Source organism: Streptomyces sp. NPDC018019 (assembly GCF_044327805.1).
GTDB lineage: Bacteria > Actinomycetota > Actinomycetes > Streptomycetales > Streptomycetaceae > Streptomyces.
The window spans coordinates 220,412-242,827 of sequence record NZ_JBIRGD010000001.1; the positions used below are offsets into that span (position 1 = coordinate 220,412).

Consider the following 22,416-nt stretch of genomic DNA (forward strand, 5'->3'; position numbering starts at 1 on the left):
GGGCGGAGGCCGGTCCGGGGCCGGTTCGCTACCCGCGCGCGCGGCGGGCCCGGCGCCCGTGGCCGGTGGCGCGGCTGCCGCCTGCCGGGGACACCGGTGCCGGCAGCGCCGCCCCCACGCGCGGCGTGGCCTGCGTCGCGTCCGGGTCGGCCGCCCGCGCGCGCCGCCCGCGCCGCGCGCCGCCCCGCCCGTCCGGCGGCCCCACCGGCTCGCGGCGGCGCTGCGCGCTGTCGCTGATCCGGATGAGCAGCGCCACCATCACCCAGTTCGCGACCAGCGACGACCCGCCCTTGGCCAGGAACGGCAGCGCCTTGCCGGTGAGGGGTATCAGCCCGGTGACGCCGCCGGACACGACGAAGACCTGGAGCAGCAGCGCGCTGGCCAGGCCCACCGCCAGCAGCTTGCCGAAGGGGTCGCGGGCGGTGAGCCCCACCCGCAGGCCGCGCTGCGCGAGCAGCACGTACAGCAGCAGGACGACCATCACCCCGGCCAGGCCCAGCTCCTCGCCGACGGTGGTGAGGATGAAGTCGCTGTTGCCCGCGAAGCCGATCAGTTCGGGGTGGCCCTGGCCCAGGCCCGTACCGCTGATGCCGCCGCTGCCGAAGCTGAACAGCGCCTGCGCGGCCTGTTCGGAGACCAGGCCCGGGGGCCGTTCCTGCTGGGGCAGGAAGATGTCCATGGGGTGCAGCCAGGCCATCACCCGGCCCTTGACGTGCGGCTCGGTCGAGCCGACGACGGCGGCGCCGGCCACGGCCATGGCCAGGCCGCACAGCACCCAGCTGGTGCGTTCGGTGGCCATGTAGAGGGTGATCACGAAGAGGCCGAAGAAGATCAGCGACGTACCGAGGTCGCGTTCGAAGACCAGCACCAGCAGGCTGATGATCCAGATGGTGAAGATCGGGCCGAGCTGGCGGCCGGGCGGCAGCTGGACGCCCATGACGCGGCGCCCGGTGAGCGCCAGCGCGTCGCGGTTCAGCGTCAGGTAGCCCGCGAAGAACACCGCGATCATTATTTTCACGAACTCGCCGGGCTGGAGCGACAGCGGTCCGATGAATATCCAGCGCTTGGCGCCGTACGTGTCGCCGGGGAAGAACGCGGGGGCCATCAGCAGCACCAGCGCGACGGCCATCGTCAGGTAGATGTAGCGCTGGAGGAAGCGGTGGTCGCGCAGCAGCATCAGCGTGGCCGTGCAGACCGCCACCCCGATCACCGTCCACACCAGCTGCCCGCCCGCCGCCGGGGTCATGTGCAGGCTGGGCTTGGCCGCGTACGTGATGTCGAGGCGGTTCAGGAGCACCAGGCCGAAGCCGGACAGCAGTGTGGCGAGCGGCAGGATCAGCGGGTCGGCGCGCTGCGCGAAGCGGCGTACGACCAGGTGCGGGACGAGCGCCATGAAGAACATGGCGGCGGCGAAGCCGGGCAGCCCGGACGGCAGCCGGCCGTTCATCGACAAGTCGGTGTAGGTGTAGCCGAAGACCGTGATCAGTACGGCGAAGGCCAGCAGCCACATCTCCGTGCGCCGCCGGTCGGGGGCCTGGGCCAGGGCGGCGAACGTCATCGTGCGCTCGGCGTCGCTCTCCGGGCCCCCGGGGGGCCGGAGCGAGCTCGTCAGTCCACGCACGGGATGCCTCCGCCATCGATCATGGGAGCCGTCTGCCCGGAACCTTCCGTCCCCGAACCGGACTCCCCCGCCGATGAGGAAGACGAGGGCGACGGTTGCAGGGTTCCCGCAGGTGAGAGAGGTGTGACGGGTGTGGCGCCGGGTCCGGCACCGGGGGCGGCCGGGGTGCCGGGTGCGGGGGAGCGGCCGTCCGCGGCCCCGGTCTCCCGGGCGACCAGCCGGCGGATCTTGTCGGGATCGACCAGGTTCACGTCCTCGCCGCGGTGCTTGGCGAACCCCTCGACGGGCAGCGTGGTGAACCGTACGTTCCCGCCCGAGAGGTTCTTCGCCTGTTCGACGAACGACAGCAGGTCCCAGCCCTCGTCGATCACCAGGTCGCGTTTGGCGACGTCCAGCAGCCGCAGCAGGCGCAGCGGGTCGGTGAAGGTGCCCGCCGAGTTCAGCTTGTGCGTGGCGGAGGCGAGGAACGCCTGCTGGCGGCGTGTCCGGTCCAGGTCGCCCGCGGGCAGCCCGTGCCGCTGCCGGACGAACGCCAGCGACTGCGGCCCGTCGAGGGTCTGCCGCCCGGCCGGGAAGTCGGCGCCCGAGTACCGGTCCTTGACCGCGTGCTTCAGACACACCGGTACGCCGCCGAGCGCGTCCGCGATGTGCAGGAAGCCCACCAGGTTCACCTCGGCGAAGTGGTCGATCGGCACGCCGAGGAAGGCGCGCACCGTCTCGATCTCGGCGCGGCGGCCCGCCTCCCGCCCCGCGTGCTCCAGCCGGTCGTGGTCGGTGACGCCCTGGCGCGCCAGCCGGTCCTCCGCGGCGGCCTTGGCCAGCCCGTACGCCTTCTTGATCTTGTCCTTGCCGTGGCCTGGTACGTCCACCAGGTCGTCGCGCGGGATGGAGAAGGCGGTGGCCCGGCCGCCGTCGGCGGGCACGTGCAGCAGGATCAGGGTGTTGGTGTTGTAACCGCCGATGTCGGACGAGGCGCCCGCGTGCAGCTTCTCCAGGACGTCCTTCGGCAGGTCGTTGCCGTCCTGGTCCTTACGGCTGTCCAGCCCCATCAGCAGGATGTTGGTCGCCCCGCCGGACGACTTCGGCGCGCCGTCGCCGAGCGCCCGCGACGAGCCGATCTGCCCGGTCAGGTCCCGGTAGAAGTACCAGCCCGCGCCGGCGGTGCACAGCAGCAGCACGGCGGCGCACAGCGCCAGCCTGCGCAGCACGCGGCGCCGGGTCCGGCGGCCGTGCCGGGCTCCGCGCCGCCGCCCCTGCGGGCGGGCTGCGTCGTCCGGGGTGGTGAGCCTGCGACGGTGCTTCATCCGGACAGGCTCGCCGGGCGGGGCTGAAGAAAGCCTGAAGGTTCTGAAGAGGGGTTCAGGGGCGGGCGGGCGCCGGGGCGGGCAGGGTGGCCACGAAACGGGCGCCGGGCTGCCCGTCCGCGCGGTCCCGTACGGTCAGGTCGCCGCCGTGCGCACGGGCGATGCCGCGGGCGATGGACAGGCCCAGCCCCGTACCGCCGGTCTCCCGGTCGCGTGCGGCGTCCAGGCGGGCGAAGCGTTCGAAGACCCGCTCGCGGGCGGTGGGCGGGATGCCGGGGCCGTCGTCCACCACCTCCAGTACGGTCTGCCGACCGTCGTCCTCCTGGGGCCGCGCGAGAACGCGGACCTCGGAACGCGCGTGGCGCAGGGCGTTGTCGACCAGATTGGTCAGCAGGCGTTCCAGCTGCGCCGGATCGCCCCGCACGGGGACCGGCTCGTCGGCCACCACCACCAGCCGGGGCCCGCCGCCCGCCGGCCGGCGCGCGGCCTCCTCGGCCGCCAGCAGGGCCAGGTCGACCGGCTCGGCGGCCCGCGGGGCGTGCGCGTCGAGCCGCGCGAGGAGGAGCAGGTCGGCGGCGATCCGCTGGAGGCGCTCGGTGTCGCGGAGGGCCGCGCGCACGGATCGTTCGAGGTCGGCGGTCGGAACCGGACGAGCAGCGGGTTCTCCGGATGGGGCGGGCCCGGCCGCGAGCGCGACCTCCAGCCGGGACCGTACGGCCGCGATCGGGTTGCGCAGCTCGTGCGACGCGTCGGCGACGAACTGGCGCTGCCGGGTGACGGCCTGCTCCAGCCGGTCCAGCGTGGCGTTGACCGTACGGGCCATCAGCGCGATCTCGTCACCGCCCGCCGGGTCCGGCACCCGCCGGTCCAGCTCGCTCTCGCTGACCGCGGCCAGCTCCCGCCGGATCGCGGTGACCGGGCGCAGCGCCAGCCCGGTCACCGCCCAGGCGATGGCGGCGGCCAGCGCGATCAGCGGCGGGGCGCTGGCGAGCAGGGCGACGCCGATGGCGTGGGTGGCGTCGTCCACGTCCGAGAGCACGGTCACGGCGTACACGTACCGCGCCTGCCCGTCCCCGCCGGGCGGCGTGGCGCGGACCACGACCACGTCCGCCCGCGAGCCGCCCGCCGCCGCGGCCGGGGCGCCGCTGAGGACGCGGTCGGCGGAGTCCTGGCCCGGGGGCGGGCGCAGGTCCCGCAGCTCGGTGGCGAGCGGGTCGGCGGAGCGGAGGCTGGTCGCGACGACCCGGCCCGCCGGGTCCAGGACCAGCACCAGGTCGACGCCGTCGGCGGGCGAGGACAGGACGTCGGGAAGGGCGCCGGTGTCGGCCTGCGCGGCGACCTTGCGGGCGGCGACTTCGGTGCGGCTGGTGGTGTTGTCCAGGAGGTTGGCGCGCAGCAGCGCGTAGAGCCAGCCGCCGCCCACCGCCAGGACGAGGGCCATGGCCAGGGCGGCGGCCGCGGCGGAACGGCCGCGCATGGAGGCGGGGCCGCGCCGGAATCGGGTGGTCCGGTTCCGGCCCTGCGGGCGGGGCTCAGTCCTCACCGGGCGCCATCCGGTAGCCCGTGCCGTGCACGGTACGGATCGAATGGCGGCCGAACGGGGTGTCGACCTTCTTGCGCAGCGACGAGACGTACACCTCGACGATGTTGGGGTCCACGTCGGCCGGCGAGTCCCAGACCTCGTCGAGGATGTCCCGCTTGGCGACCGCCTGGCCGTCACCGGCCATGAGGCAGCGCAGCACGGCCAGTTCGCGGGCGGTCAGCTCGATGTCGGTCTCGCCGCGGCGGCAGCGGCGCGCGTCGGCGTCCAGGGTGAGGTCGCCGCACTGGAGCGTACGGGGGCGCTCGGCGGCCCGGCCGCGCCGGGTGAGGGCGCGCAGGCGGGCGAGCAGCACGACGAAGGAGAACGGTTTCGTGAGGTAGTCGTCGGCGCCCGAGTCCAGGCCCTCGGCCTCGTCGTACTCGCCGTCCTTGGCGGTCAGCATCAGCACGGGCGTCCAGTCGTCGCGGCGGCGCAGCCGCCCGCAGATCTCGTAACCGCTGGGCCCCGGCAGCATCACGTCCAGCACGATGGCGTCGTAGTCCCCGGTCAACGCAAGCTCAAGACCGCGGTGGCCGTCCCGGGCCAGATCGACCCAGTGCCCCTCGGCGGCCAGCCCCCGCCGCAAGGAGTCGGCCAGACCCTCTTCGTCCTCCACGACCAGTATGTGCATGGGGCCATTGTGGCGGCTACACATGCCGCTGACGCGGCGGGTGAGGGGGTGGGGTGCGCGGCTTCCGCCTTACGCCTGGTGGGGGTGCGCGCCGTGCGCGAGGGGTCCGGTGGGTGGGGGCCCCGAGCCCCACAACGCAACCAAATGCGATCAGCGCGCAGCGCGAAGGCCCACACCCCCACCCGCCGCGACAGCGGCATGCGGCGTGCGGCATGCACCCCCGGGCCAAGGATTCCCCGGCCCCCCACCTGGGCAAGGTGGCCACGACCCCCGTAACCGGAAAGACGCGCCGCAAGGCGCATTGGCACTCCGCTTGACCGAGTGCTAACCGCGTCATAGTCTCGGCTCTGGCACTCTCCACCGGGGAGTGCCAAACACAGCGACGGGCAGGTCCGGCACCCGCGACGACGGATCCACCTGGTCGCCACCTCAGACAGTTAACCCCGTGAGATCTCCGAAGGGGGAGGTCGGATCGTGACGACCGCCAGCTCCAAGGTTGCCATCAAGCCGCTTGAGGACCGCATCGTGGTCCAGCCGCTCGACGCCGAGCAGACCACGGCTTCGGGCCTGGTCATTCCGGACACTGCCAAGGAGAAGCCCCAGGAGGGCGTCGTCCTGGCCGTGGGCCCGGGCCGCTTCGAGGACGGCAACCGTCTTCCGCTCGACGTGACCGTCGGCGACGTCGTGCTCTACAGCAAGTACGGCGGCACCGAGGTGAAGTACAACGGCGAGGAGTACCTCGTCCTCTCGGCGCGCGACGTGCTCGCGATCGTCGAGAAGTAATTCACCGAAGATTGCCTTGATCTGCGCCCCTGGTTCCCGCGTCTAAACAACCGGTCACCCGGGGCGCAGTTCGTTGGAGAGAACGACTAAGGACACGTAACTCATGGCGAAGATCCTGAAGTTCGACGAGGACGCCCGTCGCGCCCTTGAGCGCGGCGTCAACAAGCTTGCCGACACCGTGAAGGTGACGATCGGCCCCAAGGGCCGCAACGTCGTCATCGACAAGAAGTTCGGCGCCCCCACCATCACCAACGACGGTGTCACCATCGCCCGTGAGGTCGAGGTCGACGACCCGTACGAGAACCTCGGCGCGCAGCTGGTGAAGGAGGTGGCGACCAAGACCAACGACATCGCCGGTGACGGCACCACCACCGCCACCGTGCTGGCGCAGGCGCTGGTCCGCGAGGGCCTGCGCAACGTCGCCGCCGGTGCCTCCCCGGCCGCCCTGAAGAAGGGCATCGACGCCGCGGTCAAGGCCGTGTCCGAGGACCTCCTCGCGACCGCCCGCCCGATCGACGAGAAGTCCGACATCGCCGCCGTGGCCGGTCTGTCCGCCCAGGACAAGCAGGTCGGCGAGCTGATCGCCGAGGCGATGGACAAGGTCGGCAAGGACGGTGTCATCACCGTCGAGGAGTCCAACACCTTCGGTCTGGAGCTGGACTTCACCGAGGGCATGGCCTTCGACAAGGGCTACCTGTCGCCGTACATGGTCACCGACCAGGAGCGCATGGAAGCCGTCCTGGAGGACCCGTACATCCTCATCCACCAGGGCAAGATCTCCTCGATCCAGGACCTGCTGCCGCTGCTGGAGAAGGTCATCCAGGCCGGCTCCTCGAAGCCGCTGCTGATCATCGCCGAGGACGTCGAGGGCGAGGCCCTGTCGACCCTGGTCGTCAACAAGATCCGCGGCACCTTCAACGCCGTCGCGGTGAAGGCCCCCGGCTTCGGCGACCGCCGCAAGGCGATGCTCGGCGACATGGCCGCCCTGACCGGCGCCACCGTCATCGCCGAGGAGGTCGGCCTCAAGCTCGACCAGGCCGGTCTGGACGTGCTGGGCACCGCCCGCCGCGTGACCGTCACCAAGGACGACACCACCATCGTGGACGGTGGCGGCAAGTCCGAGGACGTCGAGGGCCGCGTCAACCAGATCAAGGCCGAGATCGAGACCACCGACTCGGACTGGGACCGCGAGAAGCTCCAGGAGCGTCTGGCGAAGCTGGCCGGCGGCGTCTGCGTGATCCGCGTGGGTGCGGCCACCGAGGTCGAGCTCAAGGAGAAGAAGCACCGTCTGGAGGACGCCATCTCCGCGACCCGCGCCGCGGTCGAGGAGGGCATCGTCTCCGGTGGCGGCTCCGCCCTGGTGCACGCCGTCAAGGTGCTGGAGGGCAACCTCGGCAAGGAGGGCGACGAGGCCACCGGTGTCGCCGTGGTCCGCCGCGCCGCCGTCGAGCCGCTGCGCTGGATCGCCGAGAACGCGGGCCTGGAGGGCTACGTCATCACCTCGAAGGTGGCGGAGCTGGAGAAGAACCAGGGCTTCAACGCCGCGACCGGCGAGTACGGCGACCTGGTGAAGGCCGGCGTCATCGACCCGGTCAAGGTCACCCGCTCGGCGCTGGAGAACGCCGCGTCGATCGCCTCCCTGCTGCTCACGACCGAGACCCTGGTCGTCGAGAAGAAGGAAGAGGAGGAGGCCGAGGCCGGTCACGGTCACGGCCACGCCCACTGAGGCACCTCAGCCGTACGAGGCCCGGTCCCCTTTCGAGGGGGCCGGGCCTCGTCCCGTTCACGGGGGCACGGTGAACACGGGGCGGGGGAGCACGGGGTTCGGGAGCGCGGAATTCGGGAGCGCGGGGAAGGGCTCGGAGGAGTCGCCGTGTCAGGCCGAGCGGTCGAGCTCCCCCGGACGTACGGGCGCGGCGAACGGCTGCCCCTTCGTGTAGCGCTCCACCTCGTCCAGCGCCTGGTCGGCCATGCGGTGGAGTTCGCCGCCCAGGGAACCGGCGATGTGCGGCGTGAGCAGGACGTTGGGCAGGTCGTACAGGGGCGAGCCGGGGGGCGGTAGCGGTGGGTCGGTCACGTCCAGGACGGCGTTGAGGCGGCCGGACACGAGTTCGGGGAGCAGGGCCGCCTCGTCGACGAGCGTGCCGCGGGCGGTGTTGATCAGGGTGGCCCCGTCGCGCATGCGGGCCAGCCGGCGGGCGTCGAGCAGGTGGCGGGTGGCGGGCAGTGCGGGGGCGTGGACGGTGACCACGTCGGAGGCGGCGCAGAGGTCGTCGAGGGAGGCGAGGGTGACGCCGAGGCGGGTGGCCTCGGACTCGTCCACGTACGGGTCGTGGAGGAGGACCGTCAGGTCGAAGGGGCGCAGGAGGGCGATGACGCGGCGGCCGATGTGGGAGGCGCCGATCACGCCCACCGTACGGCGGTGGTTCCCGGCGCCTTCCAGTTCCTCGTACCAGTTGTGGGGGGCGCGCAGCGCGCGGTAGCGGTGCGCGGTGTGCAGGACGCGCTTGTTGGCGAAGAGGATCGCGGCGAGCGTGTATTCGGCGACGGGCTGCGCGTTGGCCGCGGCGGCCGAGGTGACGGCGATGCCGCGGTCCCAACAGGCGCTGCTGACATGGTGTTTGACCGAACCGCCGGCGTGGATGACGGCCCGCAGGCACGGGGCCCGGTCGAGGACGGCCGAGGTCAGCGGGGGCGCGCCCCACGAGGTCAGGAGGATCTCGGCGTGGGTCAGCGCGGTGGCCACGGCCGGGGGCGGGTCGGCCAAGTCGTGGGCGACCAGGCCGGGATCGGTGCGGGTGAGTGCCGTCAGGCGGCTGCGGTGGCGGTCGGCGAGCAGGCGTTCCGCGAGGCCCGGTTGCATGGCGAGGAGCAGCGCGGGGTGGAGTCGTGCCTGGTCGGAGCGATTGTCAGTGGTGTGGTGCATGGTGGAAGCGTGCTCCTGGTCCGGGGGCGTCATTGGACGCTTCCGGCGGTGAGTCCGGCCTTCCAGTGCCGCTGGAGGGACACGAAGGCGATGATCAGGGGGAGGACGGCGAGGAGGGAGCCGGTGACGACGAGGGGGTAGAAGGACGGCTCGCCGTGGGCGTTGCCGTTCCAGGCGTACAGGCCGAGGCTCACGGGGAAGAGCCGCTGGTCGGAGAGCATCACCAGGGGGAGGAAGAAGTTGTTCCAGATCGCGGTGAACTGGAAGAGGAAGACGGTCACCAGGCCCGGTGCGACCATCCGCAGGCCGATGGACCAGAAGACGCGCAGCTCGCCCGCGCCGTCGATACGGGCGGCTTCGAGCGCCTCGTCGGGGATGTAGCCGGCGCTGAAGACCCGGGCCAGATAGACGCCGAACGGGTTGACGAGCACCGGCACCAGCACCGACCAGTAGGTGTTGACCACGCCGGTCCTGCTGGCCAGCAGGTAGAGCGGGAGGGCCAGCGCGGTGGTGGGGACCAGGACGCCGAGCAGGACGACGCCGAAGAGGTGTTCCTTGCCGGGGAACGTGTACTTGTCGAAGGCGTAGCCGGCGGCCACGGAGATCAGGGCGCACAGCGCGGCACCGGCGCCCGCGTAGAGCAGGCTGTTGGCGTACCACCGGAAGTAGATGCCGTCGCCCTCCGCGGCGAGGCGGGAGAGGTTGCCGGCCAGGTCGAAGCCCTCGAAGGACAGGGCGTCACCGGCCAGCAGGCCGCCCGCGTCCTTGGTGGCGGCGGTGACCAGCCAGACGAGGGGGAAGAGCGTGTAGAGGACGGCGAGGACGAGCGCCGCGTTGACGGCCGCGGGGGAGAGCCAGCGGCTGCGGGAGCGGCGGGCGGCGGTGCGTACGGCCGGGACGCGTGCGGCCGGGGCGCGGGACGGGCGTACGGGCGCGGGGGACGCCGGGCCGGAGTCGGCGGTGCGGGGCGGTGGCGCCATCAGGGCCTGCCCTTCGGGTGGGCGAGCGGGGGACGGTGCGGGGGACGGGCGGTGCCGGGGGCGCCGGCCGTGCGGGACGGGCGACGTCCGGGCCGGGCGGACCGGGCGGAGCGGCCGGAGAGGCGGGTGACGGCGAAGGACAGCAGCGCGGCGGTGAGGGCGAGCAGGACGGAGGCGGCGGCGGCCAGGCCGTAGTCGTTGCGGGCGAAGGCGGCGGTGTAGGCGTACAGGTTCGGCGTCCAGGAGGAGGTGACGGCGGAGCCGGAGCCCTGGTTGAGGATCAGTGGCTCGGTGAAGAGCTGGAGCGAGCCGATGACGGTGAAGAGGGCCACCATGACGAGGGAGGAGCGGATCAGGGGGAGCTTGACACCGGTCGCGATGCGCCAGGCGCCCGCGCCGTCCACGGTGGCCGCCTCGATCACCGAGCGGTCGATGGCCTGGAGGGCGGCGTAGAAGATGACCATGTTGTAGCCGAGCCACTCCCACAGCGCGATGTTGACGACGGAGGGCAGCGCCCCGGCGGGGGAGAGGAAGTCGAGGCCGAGGCCGCCGGACTCCATCGCGGCCACGACCGGGCTGAGCTTGGGCGTGTAGAGGTAGACCCAGATCAGGGCGGCGATGACGCCCGGCACGGCGTGCGGCAGGAACAGGGCGAGCTGGAAGAAGCGGCGGGCGCGGGCGAGCGCGGAGTCCAGCAGCAGGGCCAGCGCGAGCGCGCCCGCGAGCAGGAGGGGGATGTAGAGGGCGCAGTAACCGAGGAGGACGAGGAAGCCGTCGCGGAAGGCGTGGTCGCCGAGCGCCGCCGCGTAGTTGCCGAGTCCGCTGAAGACCGTGTGCGTGCCGCCGAAACCGAGGCCGGACTGCTGTTCGGTGAAGAGGCTGAGCCAGACCGCGTAGCCGATCGGGACGACCATGACCACGCCGAACAGGGCGAAGAAGGGGGTGAGCAGTACGGCCGCGGCGCGTGTCCTGGCGTTCACCGGCCCATGACCTTCAGGCCGCGCTTGCGCAGTTCGCGCACCGTCGCGTCGCTGCCGGCGCGTACGGCGGCGGCCAGCGAACCCGTACCGCCCGCCACCTTGCCGAACTCGTCCTTGAGCGTGGTGTTGGTGGTGCTGGTGGCCGGGCCCCAGCCCCAGTTCGCGTTGACCGAGGCGGCGGCCGCGTCGAAGAGGGCGTAGACGTCCTGGCCGCCGTAGTAGCGGGTGTCGAAGGCCCGGCGGGCGACCGGGCGCAGGGCGGTGGCGGCCGGGTAGGCGCTGGACTCGCCGGAGGCGACCCGGGCCCGGACCGCTTCGGGCGCGGTGGACATCCAGGCCGCGAACCGCACGGCGGCCCCGGCGTGCCGGCTGCTCTTGGTCACGGCCGTCGTCGAGCCGCCGAGCATGCCGCTGGCGGGCCTGCCGTCCCAGGTCGGCACGGGTGCCGCCGCCCACTTGCCGCTCTGGTCCGGCAGCGTGCCCTTCAGTACGCCCGCGCCCCAGGAGGCGCCGAGGTAGCCGACGGTGCCGCCGCTCCGGAGCGAGTTGGTCCAGCCGGGGCTGAAGGAGACGTGGGTGTGGACGAGGTCGTCCTTGAGGAGGCCCTGCCAGTAGTCGGTGACCTTCCGGGTCGCCGGGTCGGTGGTGGTGAGCTTCCAGGAGTCGCCCTCGGTGGCGAACCACCGGGCGCCCGCCTGCCAGACCATCGCCTCGAAGGTGGTCGGGTCGTCGGGGAAGAACGTGCCGATGCGGGCCTTCGGGTCGGCCTTCCTGACCGCGGCGGCGGCGGTGCGGAAGTCGTCCCAGGTGTGCGGCACTTCGATGCGGTGCCGGGTGAAGAAGTCCTTGCGGTAGTAGAAGACCTGCGGCGCGGCGTCGAAGGGGACGGCCCAGTTCCGGCCGCCGAGGGTGGTCAGCTGGACGGCCTGCGGCAGCAGCTGTTTCTTCAGCCCGGACGTCATGTACGGGGTGATGTCCTTGATCGCGCCCTGGCTGACGAACTCCGGGAGCGTCGGGTATTCCACGCTGACCAGGTCGGGCGCGTTGCCCGCCGTGACCGCGTTCGAGATCTTGGCGTAGCCGCCCGCGGTCCCCGAGGGGATCTCCTCGAACCGCACCTTCGTGTCGCGGTGCGTGGCGTTGAACGCGTCCACGGCCTGCCGGGTGCCCTTGGTCCAGCCCCAGTACGTGAGGGTCACGGTGCCTTCGCTCCCGGCGGCGCCACTGCCGCCGCAGGCCGTCAGCAGCGTCAGGGCGGTGAGGCCGCCGGCCAGTGCGAGGGCGTTTCGTCTGCTGCTCCAACTGGTGCTCATGGCGCGGCTCCTGAGCGGGTGAAGGGGCGCGGCGCGAAGGGGGTGGCCGCGATCCGCGATCCTTGGGCCGGTCCTGAGCGAAGTCAAGAGCGAAAGATTGATTGATCGAAAAAAGAACAGGATGGGGGAGGCCAGGGGGGGCGAGGGGGCGTACGGGGATCAGACGGAGCCGCCTCCGGCCGCCGGGCCGCCTCCGGCCGCCGGGCCGACTTCGGCGGCGGAGCTGCCTCCGGCCACCGGGCTGCCTTCGGTGCCGGAGCTTCCTTCGACCGCCGGGCGGTCTTCGGTGGTGGAGTCACCGGGTCCCGCACCCCTCCCCGCGCCGCACGAGGCCCGTACCCGCAGGGCGGGGAGCAGGGCGAGGTGACGCCGCGGGGCGGGATCGTCGGCGGCTTCCCGCAGCCGCTCCAGCAGCAGCCGGGCCGCCTGCCGGCCCACCTCGCGCTTCGGCGGGGCCACTGCCGTCAGCGGCGTGTCCGCCAGGGCCGCCACCTCGTCGTCGTACGCGACCAGCGCCAGCTCGTCCGGCACCCGTACGCCCAGCTCCGCCAGCCGCTGCACCACCTGGATCGCGTCCACGTCGTTGTGCACCAGCGCCGCCGTCGCCCCGCCCGAGGCCACCGCCGCCCGCAGTTCCCGTACGGCCCGCTCGAAGCCCTCCGGATCGCGTTCCGCCGGTACGGAATCGATCACCGGCCGCGGCCCCGGCGCCCCGAGGGCGCGCAGCGCCGCCGCGTACCCCTCGCGCACCGCGAGCGCCGTCGGGCTGTCGGCGCGCGCCACCAGCAGCGGCGTCCCGTGCCCCTGCCCCATCAGGTGACGCAGCGCCAGCAGCACGCCGTGGCCGTGGTCCGAGCACACCCGGTCCAGCCCCGCCAGCGGGCTCCCCGGCGGCACGCTCCGCTCCAACAGCACGACGGGTACCGGTAGTTCGGCGACCCAGCCGCCGTACTCGGCCGGGTCGCCGGGCCCCCGCCAGCCCGGCGCGACGAGCAGTCCCTCGGCACCGGCCGACAGCAGCCCCGCGGCACGTGCCGGGTCGCCCTCGGGGCGGTAGTCCGAGATCCGCAGCACGAGCCGGGCCCCGGCGCGCGCCGCTGCCTCATGGGCGCCGCGGATCACGTCGGCGAAGTAGTACGTGGCCGAGGGCGCCAGCAGGCCCAGTACGCGCCCCTCGGCGGCGGGCGCCCGGCCGTCGGCGCCCCGGTCGCGCTGCCGGGGCCAGGCCACCGCGCCGTGCACCCGGTCGAGCAGCCCCTTCCCGGCCAGCGCCTCGACGTCGCGCCGTACGGTGACGGGCGAGACGCCGAGCTGGTCGGCCAGTTCGGTGACGCGGGCCGAGCCGCGTCGCCGTACCAGGGCCAGCAGACGGTCATGACGTTGCACAGCACGCTCGCGCACGGCGGCAGCCCCCTCGCGGTGTGGTGGCCCGGGCCGGCCGGCACCGGACCTGTCCTCTACCGGCCCACGGCCCCGAACGGAACCAGGCCGCGGCCCCGGAGCGGACCGGAGCCCCGGCACGGACCGGAGCCCCGGCGCGGACCGGGCCGCAGCTCCGGACGAGCCCAGACCACAGCCCCGGACGCACCGGCACGCAGCCCCGGACGCACCAGACCGCAGTCCCCGCACGGACCAGACCGCAGTCCCCGCACGGACCGGCACGCAGCTTCTCCCGCACAGCCCGGGACACGTATCCAAGATGAAGACGCACCCTAGTCCAGCGCGATCGAACGGCGCAGGAATCGGTCATTCGATCAGGAACCCTTGACCTTCGATCGCGACGAGCCGAGGATTTCCAGGTCGTCGACCGCGAGGAAAGCGCCCATGACCGTGTCGCCCTTACCGCACCCCGCCGACCGGAAGGCCGGTTCCCCGCCCCCCGAGGACCGCGAGCGCAGTCCGTACACCGGATGGACCCGCGCGCACTGGGAAGCCACGGCCGACAGCCTCCTCCAGGCGGTCGCGCCGTACGCCTCGCCCCGCAACGGGCTCGTCAACCTCCCGGGCATCCGCCCGAGTTGGTCCGGCCCGCGCTCCGACGGCCTCGAAGGCTACGCCCGGACCTTCCTGGCGGCCGCCTTCCGGGTGGCCGGCAGCCGCGGCGAGGACCCGCACGGTCTGCTGGCCCGGTACGCGGAAGGGCTCGCCGCGGGCACCGAGCACCCGGTCGACGACCCGGACATCGGTGCCGGGCACCCCGACGCCTGGCCGCTGATCCCCGGCACCCGGCAGGCCATCGTCGAATCCGCCTCCATCGCCCTGAGCCTGCGGCTGACCCGCCCCTGGCTGTGGGACACGCTGGACGACGACGTGCGCACCCGCACCGTCGAGTGGCTGCTGCCCGCCCTCGACCCGCCGCCCATCGACAACAACTGGTGGCTCTTCGGCCTGACCGTCGGCGGCTTCCTCCTGGACGCGGGCATCGAGACGGACTGCGCGCAGGCGTCCGTCGACCGCGCGCTGGAGCGCATCGACGGCTGGTACCGGGGCGAAGGGTGGTACAGCGACGGTCCCAACCAGTCGTTCGACCACTACAACGGCTGGGCGCTGCACTTCTATCCCGTTCTGCACGCCCATCTCTCCGACGACCGCGCCCTGCTCGACACCTACGGCGAGCGACTGCGCGCGCACCTCGACGGCTACCGCCGGATGTTCGACGCCAACGGCGCGCCGATGCCGTTCGGCCGCTCGCTCACCTACCGCTTCGCCACCCTCGCCGCCCCCTGGCTCGGCGCGCTCACCGGCCACACCCCGCTCAGCCCCGGCGCCACCCGCCGCCTGACCTCCGGCACCCTGCGGCACTTCCTCGACCGGGGCGCCGTGACGGCCGACGGGCTGCTGCCGCTCGGCTGGTACGGCCCGTACGCGCCGATGCTCCAGGGCTATTCGGGCCCGGCCTCCCCGTACTGGGCGTCCAAGGGCCTGCTCGGCCTGCTGCTGCCGGCCGGCCACCCGGTCTGGACGGAGACCGAGGAACTGCTGCCCGCCGAGACCGCGGACGCCGTCACCACGCTGCGCGCGCCGGGCCTGCTCGTCCAGTCCACCGCGGCGGACGGGCTGGTCAGGCTGCACAACCACGGCAGCGCCTCGGTCTTCGGTCCGGCCGATCCGAACTACGCGCGGTTCGCCTACTCGACGCGTACGGGGCCGTCGGCCGCGGAGGAGGCGCCGGCCGTCATGGACACCTCCGCCAACCCCGGCTCGGACACCACCCTCAACACCACCCCGGACAACCACTTCGCCCTCCTCGTGGACGGCGTACCCACCGGCCGCGGCGACGTCCGCGCCCTCGGCGGCGGTCCCGGCTGGGCCGCCTCCGCGCACACCCCGTGCCGCCCGGACGGCACCGGCCTCAGCGGCGTACGGGTGCTGTCCGCGACCCTGGCGCACGGCCGCGCCGAGGTCCGCGCCCATCTGGTCACCGGGGCCGCGCCCGGCACGCCCGTCCGCCAGACCGGCTGGGCCGTCACGGAGGACGGCCCGACCGCCCAGCTCCACCCCGTCCACGGCTTCACCACGGACGACGGCGGACAGGCCGGGACCGTACGGACGGGCAGTACGCCCTTCGGGGAGCACACCCGCACCGCCTTCCTCGACGGCACGGTGCCCGACGCCCCCGGCGGCGCCCTCTTCGTCTCGCTCGCCTCGCTCACCGCCGAGCCCGCCCCGGCGCCCGTCCACAAACTGGCCGAGGTGCGGGTCACCGACCGCCACACCCTCCAGGTGACCTGGGAGGACGGCACCACCAGCACCCTGTCGACCGATGCGCTCAACGCGCTCGACGTCTTCGATACGCGCGACGACACGACGAACGGTACGGACGCCACCACCCCCTAAAGGGAGGCACCGGCCATGAAACCCGAGGTGAGGCGGGGAGCACGCGCCACCGCACGCGCGCTCCTCTCCACCCGCGCGCTCCCCACCACCCGCGCGCTCCCCGCCGCCCTCGCACTGACCGCCGCGCTCACGCTCGGCACGGCCCCGGCGCGCGCCACCGGCCACCCCGCCGCTCACACCTTCCACGTCGACTGCGCCGCGCCCGCCGGCGGCGACGGCACGCGCGCCCGCCCCTGGTCCACCCGCGACCAGGCCAACGCCCACCGCTACGGCCCCGGCGACCGCCTGCTGTTCCGCCGCGGCAGCACCTGCACCGGCACCCTGGCCCCCCGTGGAGCGGGCTCCGCCACCGCGCCCTTCACCATCGCCGACTACGGGACCGCCACCGCCCGCGCCCGCCTGGACGGCGCCGGTGCCCACGACACCGTGCTGCTCGCCGACACGCAGTACGTCCGGCTCAGCGCCCTGGAGATCGTCAACGCGGCGCGCCCCGGCAGCGAACGCAACGGCGTACGGCTGCGCCTGACCGACTCCGGCACCGCCCGCGGCATCGCGGTCACCGGGCTGTACGTGCACGACGTACGGGGCGGCGACGCCATGACCCTGACCGGGTCCAGCGGCATCCATGTGGCGGTCGAGGCACGGCGCGGCCCAGCCGCTACGCCGGGCGGGCCGGAGATCGCCCGCAACCGGATCGAGGACGTCGACCGGGAAGGCGTGTGCTTCAAGTCGACCTGGTCCAAGCGCGACCTGGTCGGCAACCAGCAGGACCCGCACACCTACCCGGGCGCCTGGACCCCCAGCACCGGGGTGCGCGTCCACCACAACACCCTGAGATCACCGGCGGGCGACGGCATCAAGCTCGACACCACCGCAGGGGCCGTCGTCGAACACAACCGGGTGGACGGCTTCCAGCTCCGCTCGCCCTCGGCCAACGCCGGTGTCCGGACGTTCAACACCGACGACACCGTCATCCGGCACAACGAGGTCTCCGGCGGCGGCAACACGCACGACGGCATGTCCTTCGACGCGGACGGCGCGTCACGGAACACGGTGTTCCAGTACAACCACAGCCACCACAACCACAACAAGGGCGGCTTGCTGCTGCTGTGCCCGTACAGCGGCGCGAAGACCGTGGGCACCACCGCGCGCTACAACACCAGCCGTGACGACGGCGCCCGGCTGATCCAGAACTGCGCGGGCCCCATCCTCAACACCCGTATCTACAACAACAGCTTTCTCAACACGGCACAGATCCCCGGCTACCTCGTCCAGGACGACACGGTGGCGCCCGCCACCACCGACCACCGGCTGACCGTCCGCAACAACATCTTCGTCAGCCGCGGCACGGGCGGCTACGCGCTCAAGAACCCCACGCCGGGCCTGCGCTTCGACCACAACGTCTGCCACGGGCCGCCGCCGGCGCACCTGTCCGCCAACCTGGGCGGCAGCACGGCGGACCCCGGACTGCGCGACGACTTCCGCCTCACCCCGGGATCACCGGCCCGCGCCGCCGGGCGGTACGTGGCGGACAACGGCGGCCGCGACTACTTCGGCGATCCGCTGCCCGCCGGAGCCCCCACCATCGGTGCGTACGAGGGCCCCGGCGTCCCCTGACGACTCCGGCGACGCCGCACGGGCCGCGGGCACCTCACCCGCGGCCCCGCCGCACCGCCTCACTGCGGCCCGTACTTGCGCCCCGTCTTCGACGTGATCCCGCCGAGGAGGTTGCGGGGCGCCAGCTTCGCCACGCCCATCAGCGCCTTGTAGCGCGGGTCCGGTACGGACAGTGACTTGCCGCGCGCCAGGTCCTTCATCGCCGCGTCCACCAGCTTGTCCGCGTCCAGCCACATCCAGTCGGGGATGCTGTCCGTGCCCATCCCGGCCCGCTCGTGGAACTCGGTCCGCACGAAGCCGGGGCACAGCGCCATCAGCCGGACGTTGCTGCCCGCCAGGTCGCGCGCCGCGCCCTGGGTGAACTGCACGACCCACGCCTTGCTCGCCCCGTACGTGCCGCGCGGCACGAACGCGGCCACCGAGGCGACGTTGACGACCCCGCCGCGGCGCCGCTCGCGCATCCCCTTGACCGCCGCCGACGTCAGCCGCAGCACCGCTTCGCAGTGCACCTTGAGCATCTTCAGCTCGTCGGCCATCGGCACGTCCAGGAATTCACCCTTGTTGCCGAAGCCCGCGTTGTTGACCAGCAGGTCCACCGGGTGGGTACGGTCGGCCAGCCGCTCCTCGACCGCGGCGATGCCCTCCTCCGTCGCCAGGTCGGCGACCAGGACGGACGCCTCGACGCCGTGCCGGTCGTGGAGTTCGGTGGCCTGCTCGCGCAGGCGCTTCTCGTTGCGCGCCACCAGCACCAGGTCGTGGCCGTCGCCCGCCAGCCGGCGGGCGAACGCGGCACCGATGCCCGCCGTCGCTCCCGTAATCAATGCAGTCGTCATACGGGCACGCTATCCGCATACGGGCACGCCACTCGCCCCGGCCGGTACGCACCGGACGGGCCCGCCGCGCCCCGTTCCTCCGGGTTCAAGCCTCTTGCGTACGGATGTACTTGAGCGCCCCCTCGCGCAGTTCGGGGTGGAGCGCCTCGCCCGCCTCCAGGAGGCGCGGCAGCAGCTCGCGCTCGGTGGTCATGGCGCGGAAGGTGAGCGCGATCGTCACGTCGTGGCCGGGGCGGTGCTCGACGGTGATCGGGTCGCCGCGGCGTATCTCGCCCGGCTCGACGACCCGCAGGTACGCGCCGGGCACGCCGGCCTGTGTGAAGCGCTTGATCCAGCCCGGCTCGCCCATCCGTCCCTGGAAGGTCATGCAGGGGATGCGCGCGCTGGTCACCTCCAGCAGCAGCCGCGGCCCGACGCGCCAGCGTTCGCCGATCCGGGCGTGGGTGACGTCCAGGCCGCGGGTGGTGAGGTTCTCCCCGAACAGCCCGGCGGGCAGTTCGCGGCCCAGCTCGCGCTCCCAGACGTCCAGATCCTCGCGGGCGTAGGCGTACACCGCCTGGTCGTCGCCGCCGTGGTGCTTGCGGTTGACCACCGCGTCACCGGCGAGACCGCTGCCGGCGACGCCCTTGGGGCCGGGCGCGGAGACCGCGACCGGGCCCTCCACGGGCTGCTTGGCGATGCCCGTGCTGCCCGTGGCGCCGCGGTACTCCATGGGCCGCGGCCGTCCCGTGTTCACAGACAGAAGCTCCATGGCGACACGCTAGGGGACCCTGGCCAAAGGTGCGACAGATTATTTCTCGTTCGCTCCAAGGCCCGCTTATGCTCGGAACATGATCGAGGCCCGTCATCTGCGCGTGCTGCGCGCCGTCGCCCGGACCGGCTCCTTCTCCGCCGCGGCCCGGGAGCTGGGCTGCACCCAGCCCGCCGTCAGCCAGCAGATGAAGGCGCTGGAGCAGTCCGCGGGCACCCCGCTGCTGATCCGTACCGGCCGCGAGATGCGGCTGACGCAGGCGGGCGAGGCGCTGGTACGGCACGCCACCGGCATCCTGGCCGGGCTGACCGCCGCCGAGGAGGAGGTCGCCGCCATCGCGGGCCTGCGGGCCGGGCGGGTGCGGCTGGTCTCCTTCCCCTCCGGCAGTTCGACGCTGGTGCCCACCGCGCTGGCCGCGATGCGCGCCGCCCACCCCGGTACCCGCGTCTCGCTGGTCGAGGCCGAGCCGCCGCGGTCGATCGAGATGCTGCGCAACGGCGACTGCGAGATCACGCTGGCCTTCCGGTACCCGGAGGTGCGCGGCGCGGACCCCGCCGCCGAGGCGGAGTGGGACGACCTGGTCGTCCGGCCGCTCCTGGTCGACCGGCTGGTGGGCCTGGTCCCGGAGTCCCACCGGCTGGCCGGGGCCGGTACCGCGCGCTTCGCCGACCTGGCCGGCGATCCGTGGATCGCGGGCTGCCCGCGCTGCCGGCGGCACCTGGTCGAGGTCTGCGAGGGCGCCGGCTTCACACCGCGCATCGACTTCGCGACGGACGACTACCCGGCGGTGATCGGCCTGGTGGGCGCGGGTCTGGGCGTCGCGGTGCTGCCGGAGCTGGCGCTGGAGTCGGTACGGCCCAAGGGGGCGCGTACGGTCACGATGGAGCCGTGCGTGCAGCGCGAGGTCGTGGCGCTCACCCTGCCGGACCTGGCCCGGGTCCCGGCGGTCGAGGCGATGCTCGGCCGGCTCGCGGGAGCCGTCCGCCGCTGAGGCGCGGCCGGAAGCCGGCACCCGGATTGCGCCGTCCGGGGGAATTCTCCGAGGAAACGTTTCTTCAGGCGCTGTCGACGCGGCGGTGCCCGACCGCGGCCGGTACCAGCCGGTGCCGCGCCCGGCCCATCAGCTCCTCGCGCTCGTCCTCGGTCAGCCCGCCCCAGACCCCGTAGGGCTCACGGACCGCGAGGGCGTGCGCCGCGCACTGCGCGCGCACCGGACAGCGCATGCACACCTCTTTCGCAGAGGTCTCTCGCGCGCTGCGGGCGGCCCCGCGTTCGCCCTCGGGATGGAAGAAGAGCGAACTGTCCACGCCACGGCAGGCGGCCAGCAGCTGCCAGTCCCAGAGGTCTGCGTTCGGGCCCGGAAGGCGGGAGAAATCTGCCATTGCTAGTCCCCTCGAAGCGGTACCGGTTCGGGCTCGGTGCTCACGACCGTACATCTACTGTCTAAGTAGATGTAAATATGACTCATTGCGAATCTAGCCCCAGACACCTTAAAAATGGAAGAAAAGCCACCGAATAGGGCATAGCGGTTCAAAGTGGTGCGCGGAGCGGCCTTCCATCTTCTGCGTGTCCGGGCCCTCACGTAGAGTGTCGAAGGCGGCTGCCCAACCCGTAACTCTTTCGAGTGACCGTCGTTGAGAGGGCGGAAGCGGTTGATGGAGGTAGTCCTCGGGCAGTTGTCCGAGACCGTCGATCGCTGAGGTGACGATACGTACCAGCCTGGAGGCTCAAGGTGACGCGCATCAGCTGCGGAGGGCGGTCATGACATCCGTCCTCGTCTGTGACGACTCCCCGCTTGCCCGAGAGGCGCTCCGCCGCGCGGTCGCGACCGTGCCCGGTGTAGAGCGTGTGACGACGGCGGCCAACGGCGAGGAAGTCCTCCGCCGCTGGGGCGCCGATCGCTCCGACCTGATCTTGATGGATGTGCGGATGCCCGGACTGGGCGGCGTCGAGACGGTGCGCCGTCTGCTCTCCGCCGATCCCGGCGCCCGCATCATCATGCTCACGGTCGCCGAGGATCTGGACGGGGTCGCGCTGGCGGTCGCCGCCGGCGCCCGCGGCTATCTGCACAAGGACGCCTCGCGCGCCGAGCTGCGCGCGACGGTCACGCAGGCCCTGGCCGACCCCACCTGGCGGCTCGCGCCGCGCCGGCTGCGGTCCGCCGAGATGGGGGCCGCGCCGACCCTGACCGCGCGCGAGATCCAGGTGCTGGAGGGCATGAGCCACGGCCGCTCCAACGCGGAGATCGGACGTGAGCTGTTCCTCTCCGAGGACACGGTCAAGACGCACGCCCGGCGGCTGTTCAAGAAGCTCGGCGCCTCCGACCGGGCCCACGCGGTCGCGCTCGGATTCCGCTGGGGTCTGGTCCGCTAGGACGGCCGTGACGTGCAGCGATGCGGGGGAATGAAGGTCCCCGCCCGCCATGTGGCGGGCGGGGCGGCAGGCGGCCTCGCGGGCGCCGGCCACCGCGCGGCACCTCGGTTCCGCGCGCGGTGCCGCATCCTTGAGGTATGGAGTTCCTCGGGGACGGGCCGATCCGGTGCGAGGGGAGGGCGCGGGAGATGACAGCCGGCGCACCTGCCGCGCATAACGCTTCGATGCACAAGTACGGACCTGATGCCGCGGATCGCGCCGCGCCAAGGCACCATGGACCGATGCGCGATGACGGGATTCAGGAGATCGGCGATCTCGTCGCACGCGCCGTGGAAGGGGATCGCCGGGCCACCCACGACCTGCTGGCCCACGTGCATCCGCTCGCCCTGCGCTACTGCCGCACCCGGCTGTCCCGGCTGCCGGGTGACGCGCGCCACTTCGTCGAGGACCTGGCGCAGGAGGTGTGCGTCGCGGTGCTCTGCGCGCTGCCCCGCTACCGGGACACCGGCAAGCCCTTCGAGGCGTTCGTCTTCGCCATCGCCGCCCACAAGGTCGCCGACCTCCAGCGGGCCGCGATGCGCGGCCCCGGCAGCACGGCCGTGCCGTCCAACGAGATGCCCGAGCAGCCGGACGACTCGCTGGGCCCCGAGGAGCGGGCGCTGCTCAGCAGCGACGCCGAGTGGGCCAAGAAGCTGCTGGCCAACCTGCCGGAGAACCAGCGCGAGCTGGTCCTGCTGCGGGTCGCGGTCGGGCTGACGGCCGAGGAGACCGGGCAGATGCTGGGGATGTCGCCGGGCGCGGTGCGGGTGGCGCAGCACCGGGCGCTCAGCCGGCTGCGGGCGCTGGCCGAGCAGTAGGCGTACGGGCCGCGGGTCGGCGTCGGCC

Annotated in this window: 19 protein-coding genes; 7 read left to right on the top strand and 12 right to left on the bottom strand. The window is 73.0% G+C overall.

What is annotated here, in order from left to right:
- Window positions 1-28 precede the first annotated feature (28 nt).
- The 4 genes from ACH4FX_RS01120 to ACH4FX_RS01135 are packed head-to-tail and all read right to left on the bottom strand — an operon-like array spanning window position 29 to window position 5,138.
- Complete coding sequence (locus ACH4FX_RS01120; protein WP_398474586.1) at window positions 29-1,558, bottom strand: FtsW/RodA/SpoVE family cell cycle protein; 1,530 nt, start codon at window positions 1,556-1,558, stop codon at window positions 29-31.
- Window positions 1,559-1,608: 50 nt separating this feature from the next.
- On the bottom strand, window positions 1,609-2,925 hold the full coding sequence (locus tag ACH4FX_RS01125) for an LCP family protein (RefSeq protein WP_398474084.1): 1,317 nt from the start codon (window positions 2,923-2,925) through the stop codon (window positions 1,609-1,611).
- 55 nt (window positions 2,926-2,980) lie between these two features.
- Window positions 2,981-4,402, bottom strand: coding sequence for a sensor histidine kinase (locus ACH4FX_RS01130; protein WP_398474085.1), 1,422 nt, complete (start codon window positions 4,400-4,402; stop codon window positions 2,981-2,983).
- Between the two features lie 55 nt (window positions 4,403-4,457).
- Complete coding sequence (locus ACH4FX_RS01135) at window positions 4,458-5,138, bottom strand: response regulator transcription factor (RefSeq protein WP_398474086.1); 681 nt, start codon at window positions 5,136-5,138, stop codon at window positions 4,458-4,460.
- A 474-nt stretch (window positions 5,139-5,612) separates the two neighbouring features.
- On the opposite strand from ACH4FX_RS01135, the gene groES reads away from it, so the two are divergent.
- Together groES and groL are read left to right on the top strand one after the other, a co-directional pair.
- Window positions 5,613-5,921, top strand: a complete 309-nt coding sequence (groES, locus tag ACH4FX_RS01140) for a co-chaperone GroES (RefSeq protein WP_010986397.1) — start codon at window positions 5,613-5,615, stop codon at window positions 5,919-5,921.
- A 103-nt stretch (window positions 5,922-6,024) separates the two neighbouring features.
- On the top strand, window positions 6,025-7,647 hold the full coding sequence (gene groL / locus ACH4FX_RS01145) for a chaperonin GroEL (RefSeq protein ID WP_398474087.1): 1,623 nt from the start codon (window positions 6,025-6,027) through the stop codon (window positions 7,645-7,647).
- Between the two features lie 150 nt (window positions 7,648-7,797).
- Here groL and ACH4FX_RS01150 read toward each other — a convergent pair whose 3' ends face one another.
- From ACH4FX_RS01150 to ACH4FX_RS01170, 5 genes are all read right to left on the bottom strand, one after another.
- Window positions 7,798-8,847, bottom strand: coding sequence for a hydroxyacid dehydrogenase (locus ACH4FX_RS01150; protein ID WP_398474088.1), 1,050 nt, complete (start codon window positions 8,845-8,847; stop codon window positions 7,798-7,800).
- Window positions 8,848-8,876: 29 nt separating this feature from the next.
- On the bottom strand, window positions 8,877-9,827 hold the full coding sequence (locus ACH4FX_RS01155; protein WP_398474089.1) for a carbohydrate ABC transporter permease: 951 nt from the start codon (window positions 9,825-9,827) through the stop codon (window positions 8,877-8,879).
- Window positions 9,827-10,807, bottom strand: coding sequence for a carbohydrate ABC transporter permease (locus ACH4FX_RS01160; protein WP_398474090.1), 981 nt, complete (start codon window positions 10,805-10,807; stop codon window positions 9,827-9,829). The genes ACH4FX_RS01155 and ACH4FX_RS01160 overlap by 1 nt, the downstream gene beginning before the upstream one ends.
- Complete coding sequence (locus ACH4FX_RS01165; RefSeq protein WP_398474091.1) at window positions 10,804-12,120, bottom strand: ABC transporter substrate-binding protein; 1,317 nt, start codon at window positions 12,118-12,120, stop codon at window positions 10,804-10,806. Before ACH4FX_RS01165 ends, ACH4FX_RS01160 begins: the two co-directional genes overlap by 4 nt.
- 159 nt (window positions 12,121-12,279) lie before the next feature.
- On the bottom strand, window positions 12,280-13,521 hold the full coding sequence (locus ACH4FX_RS01170) for a LacI family DNA-binding transcriptional regulator (protein WP_398474092.1): 1,242 nt from the start codon (window positions 13,519-13,521) through the stop codon (window positions 12,280-12,282).
- Window positions 13,522-13,944: 423 nt separating this feature from the next.
- Here ACH4FX_RS01170 and ACH4FX_RS01175 point away from each other — a divergent pair, with 423 nt between their 5' ends.
- Both ACH4FX_RS01175 and ACH4FX_RS01180 read left to right on the top strand, forming a co-directional pair.
- A complete protein-coding gene (locus ACH4FX_RS01175) occupies window positions 13,945-15,957 on the top strand; it encodes a DUF2264 domain-containing protein (protein ID WP_398474093.1) in 2,013 nt (670 codons plus the stop codon).
- Between the two features lie 15 nt (window positions 15,958-15,972).
- Entirely contained in the window at window positions 15,973-17,574 is a 1,602-nt protein-coding gene (locus ACH4FX_RS01180) for a right-handed parallel beta-helix repeat-containing protein (RefSeq protein WP_398474094.1), read from the top strand.
- Window positions 17,575-17,633: 59 nt separating this feature from the next.
- Here ACH4FX_RS01180 and ACH4FX_RS01185 read toward each other — a convergent pair whose 3' ends face one another.
- Both ACH4FX_RS01185 and ACH4FX_RS01190 read right to left on the bottom strand, forming a co-directional pair.
- A complete protein-coding gene (locus tag ACH4FX_RS01185; protein WP_398474095.1) occupies window positions 17,634-18,407 on the bottom strand; it encodes an SDR family NAD(P)-dependent oxidoreductase in 774 nt (257 codons plus the stop codon).
- A gap of 85 nt (window positions 18,408-18,492) precedes the next feature.
- Window positions 18,493-19,158 carry an MOSC domain-containing protein gene (locus ACH4FX_RS01190; protein WP_398474096.1) on the bottom strand — a complete coding sequence of 222 codons (666 nt, stop codon included), beginning with the start codon at window positions 19,156-19,158 and terminating at the stop codon, window positions 18,493-18,495.
- A 79-nt stretch (window positions 19,159-19,237) separates the two neighbouring features.
- On the opposite strand from ACH4FX_RS01190, the gene ACH4FX_RS01195 reads away from it, so the two are divergent.
- On the top strand, window positions 19,238-20,149 hold the full coding sequence (locus ACH4FX_RS01195; RefSeq protein WP_398474097.1) for a LysR family transcriptional regulator: 912 nt from the start codon (window positions 19,238-19,240) through the stop codon (window positions 20,147-20,149).
- Between the two features lie 64 nt (window positions 20,150-20,213).
- On the opposite strand, the gene ACH4FX_RS01200 is transcribed toward ACH4FX_RS01195, so the two are convergent.
- Window positions 20,214-20,540: a WhiB family transcriptional regulator gene (locus ACH4FX_RS01200; protein WP_398474098.1), complete on the bottom strand. Its 327-nt coding sequence runs from the start codon at window positions 20,538-20,540 to the stop codon at window positions 20,214-20,216.
- A 379-nt stretch (window positions 20,541-20,919) separates the two neighbouring features.
- Here ACH4FX_RS01200 and ACH4FX_RS01205 point away from each other — a divergent pair, with 379 nt between their 5' ends.
- Both ACH4FX_RS01205 and ACH4FX_RS01210 read left to right on the top strand, forming a co-directional pair.
- Window positions 20,920-21,531, top strand: coding sequence for a response regulator transcription factor (locus tag ACH4FX_RS01205; RefSeq protein ID WP_003948568.1), 612 nt, complete (start codon window positions 20,920-20,922; stop codon window positions 21,529-21,531).
- A 281-nt stretch (window positions 21,532-21,812) separates the two neighbouring features.
- Window positions 21,813-22,388, top strand: coding sequence for a sigma-70 family RNA polymerase sigma factor (locus tag ACH4FX_RS01210; protein ID WP_003984493.1), 576 nt, complete (start codon window positions 21,813-21,815; stop codon window positions 22,386-22,388).
- The last annotated feature ends 28 nt before the right edge of the window (window positions 22,389-22,416 follow it).

Excerpts from the sequence above, each read along its gene's own strand:
- ACH4FX_RS01175 (WP_398474093.1), top strand. The coding sequence starts at position 13,945 with ATGACCGTGTCGCCCTTACCGCACCCCGCCGACCGGAAGGCCGGTTCC.
- ACH4FX_RS01180 (WP_398474094.1), top strand. The coding sequence starts at position 15,973 with ATGAAACCCGAGGTGAGGCGGGGAGCACGCGCCACCGCACGCGCGCTC.
- ACH4FX_RS01200 (WP_398474098.1), bottom strand. The coding sequence starts at position 20,540 with ATGGCAGATTTCTCCCGCCTTCCGGGCCCGAACGCAGACCTCTGGGAC.
- ACH4FX_RS01165 (WP_398474091.1), bottom strand. The coding sequence starts at position 12,120 with ATGAGCACCAGTTGGAGCAGCAGACGAAACGCCCTCGCACTGGCCGGC.
- ACH4FX_RS01205 (WP_003948568.1), top strand. The coding sequence starts at position 20,920 with ATGACATCCGTCCTCGTCTGTGACGACTCCCCGCTTGCCCGAGAGGCG.
- ACH4FX_RS01190 (WP_398474096.1), bottom strand. The coding sequence starts at position 19,158 with ATGGAGCTTCTGTCTGTGAACACGGGACGGCCGCGGCCCATGGAGTAC.
- ACH4FX_RS01155 (WP_398474089.1), bottom strand. The coding sequence starts at position 9,827 with ATGGCGCCACCGCCCCGCACCGCCGACTCCGGCCCGGCGTCCCCCGCG.
- ACH4FX_RS01135 (WP_398474086.1), bottom strand. The coding sequence starts at position 5,138 with ATGCACATACTGGTCGTGGAGGACGAAGAGGGTCTGGCCGACTCCTTG.
- ACH4FX_RS01195 (WP_398474097.1), top strand. The coding sequence starts at position 19,238 with ATGATCGAGGCCCGTCATCTGCGCGTGCTGCGCGCCGTCGCCCGGACC.
- ACH4FX_RS01210 (WP_003984493.1), top strand. The coding sequence starts at position 21,813 with ATGCGCGATGACGGGATTCAGGAGATCGGCGATCTCGTCGCACGCGCC.
- groL (WP_398474087.1), top strand. The coding sequence starts at position 6,025 with ATGGCGAAGATCCTGAAGTTCGACGAGGACGCCCGTCGCGCCCTTGAG.
- ACH4FX_RS01185 (WP_398474095.1), bottom strand. The coding sequence starts at position 18,407 with ATGACGACTGCATTGATTACGGGAGCGACGGCGGGCATCGGTGCCGCG.
- ACH4FX_RS01125 (WP_398474084.1), bottom strand. The coding sequence starts at position 2,925 with ATGAAGCACCGTCGCAGGCTCACCACCCCGGACGACGCAGCCCGCCCG.
- ACH4FX_RS01130 (WP_398474085.1), bottom strand. The coding sequence starts at position 4,402 with ATGCGCGGCCGTTCCGCCGCGGCCGCCGCCCTGGCCATGGCCCTCGTC.
- ACH4FX_RS01120 (WP_398474586.1), bottom strand. The coding sequence starts at position 1,558 with ATGACGTTCGCCGCCCTGGCCCAGGCCCCCGACCGGCGGCGCACGGAG.
- ACH4FX_RS01150 (WP_398474088.1), bottom strand. The coding sequence starts at position 8,847 with ATGCACCACACCACTGACAATCGCTCCGACCAGGCACGACTCCACCCC.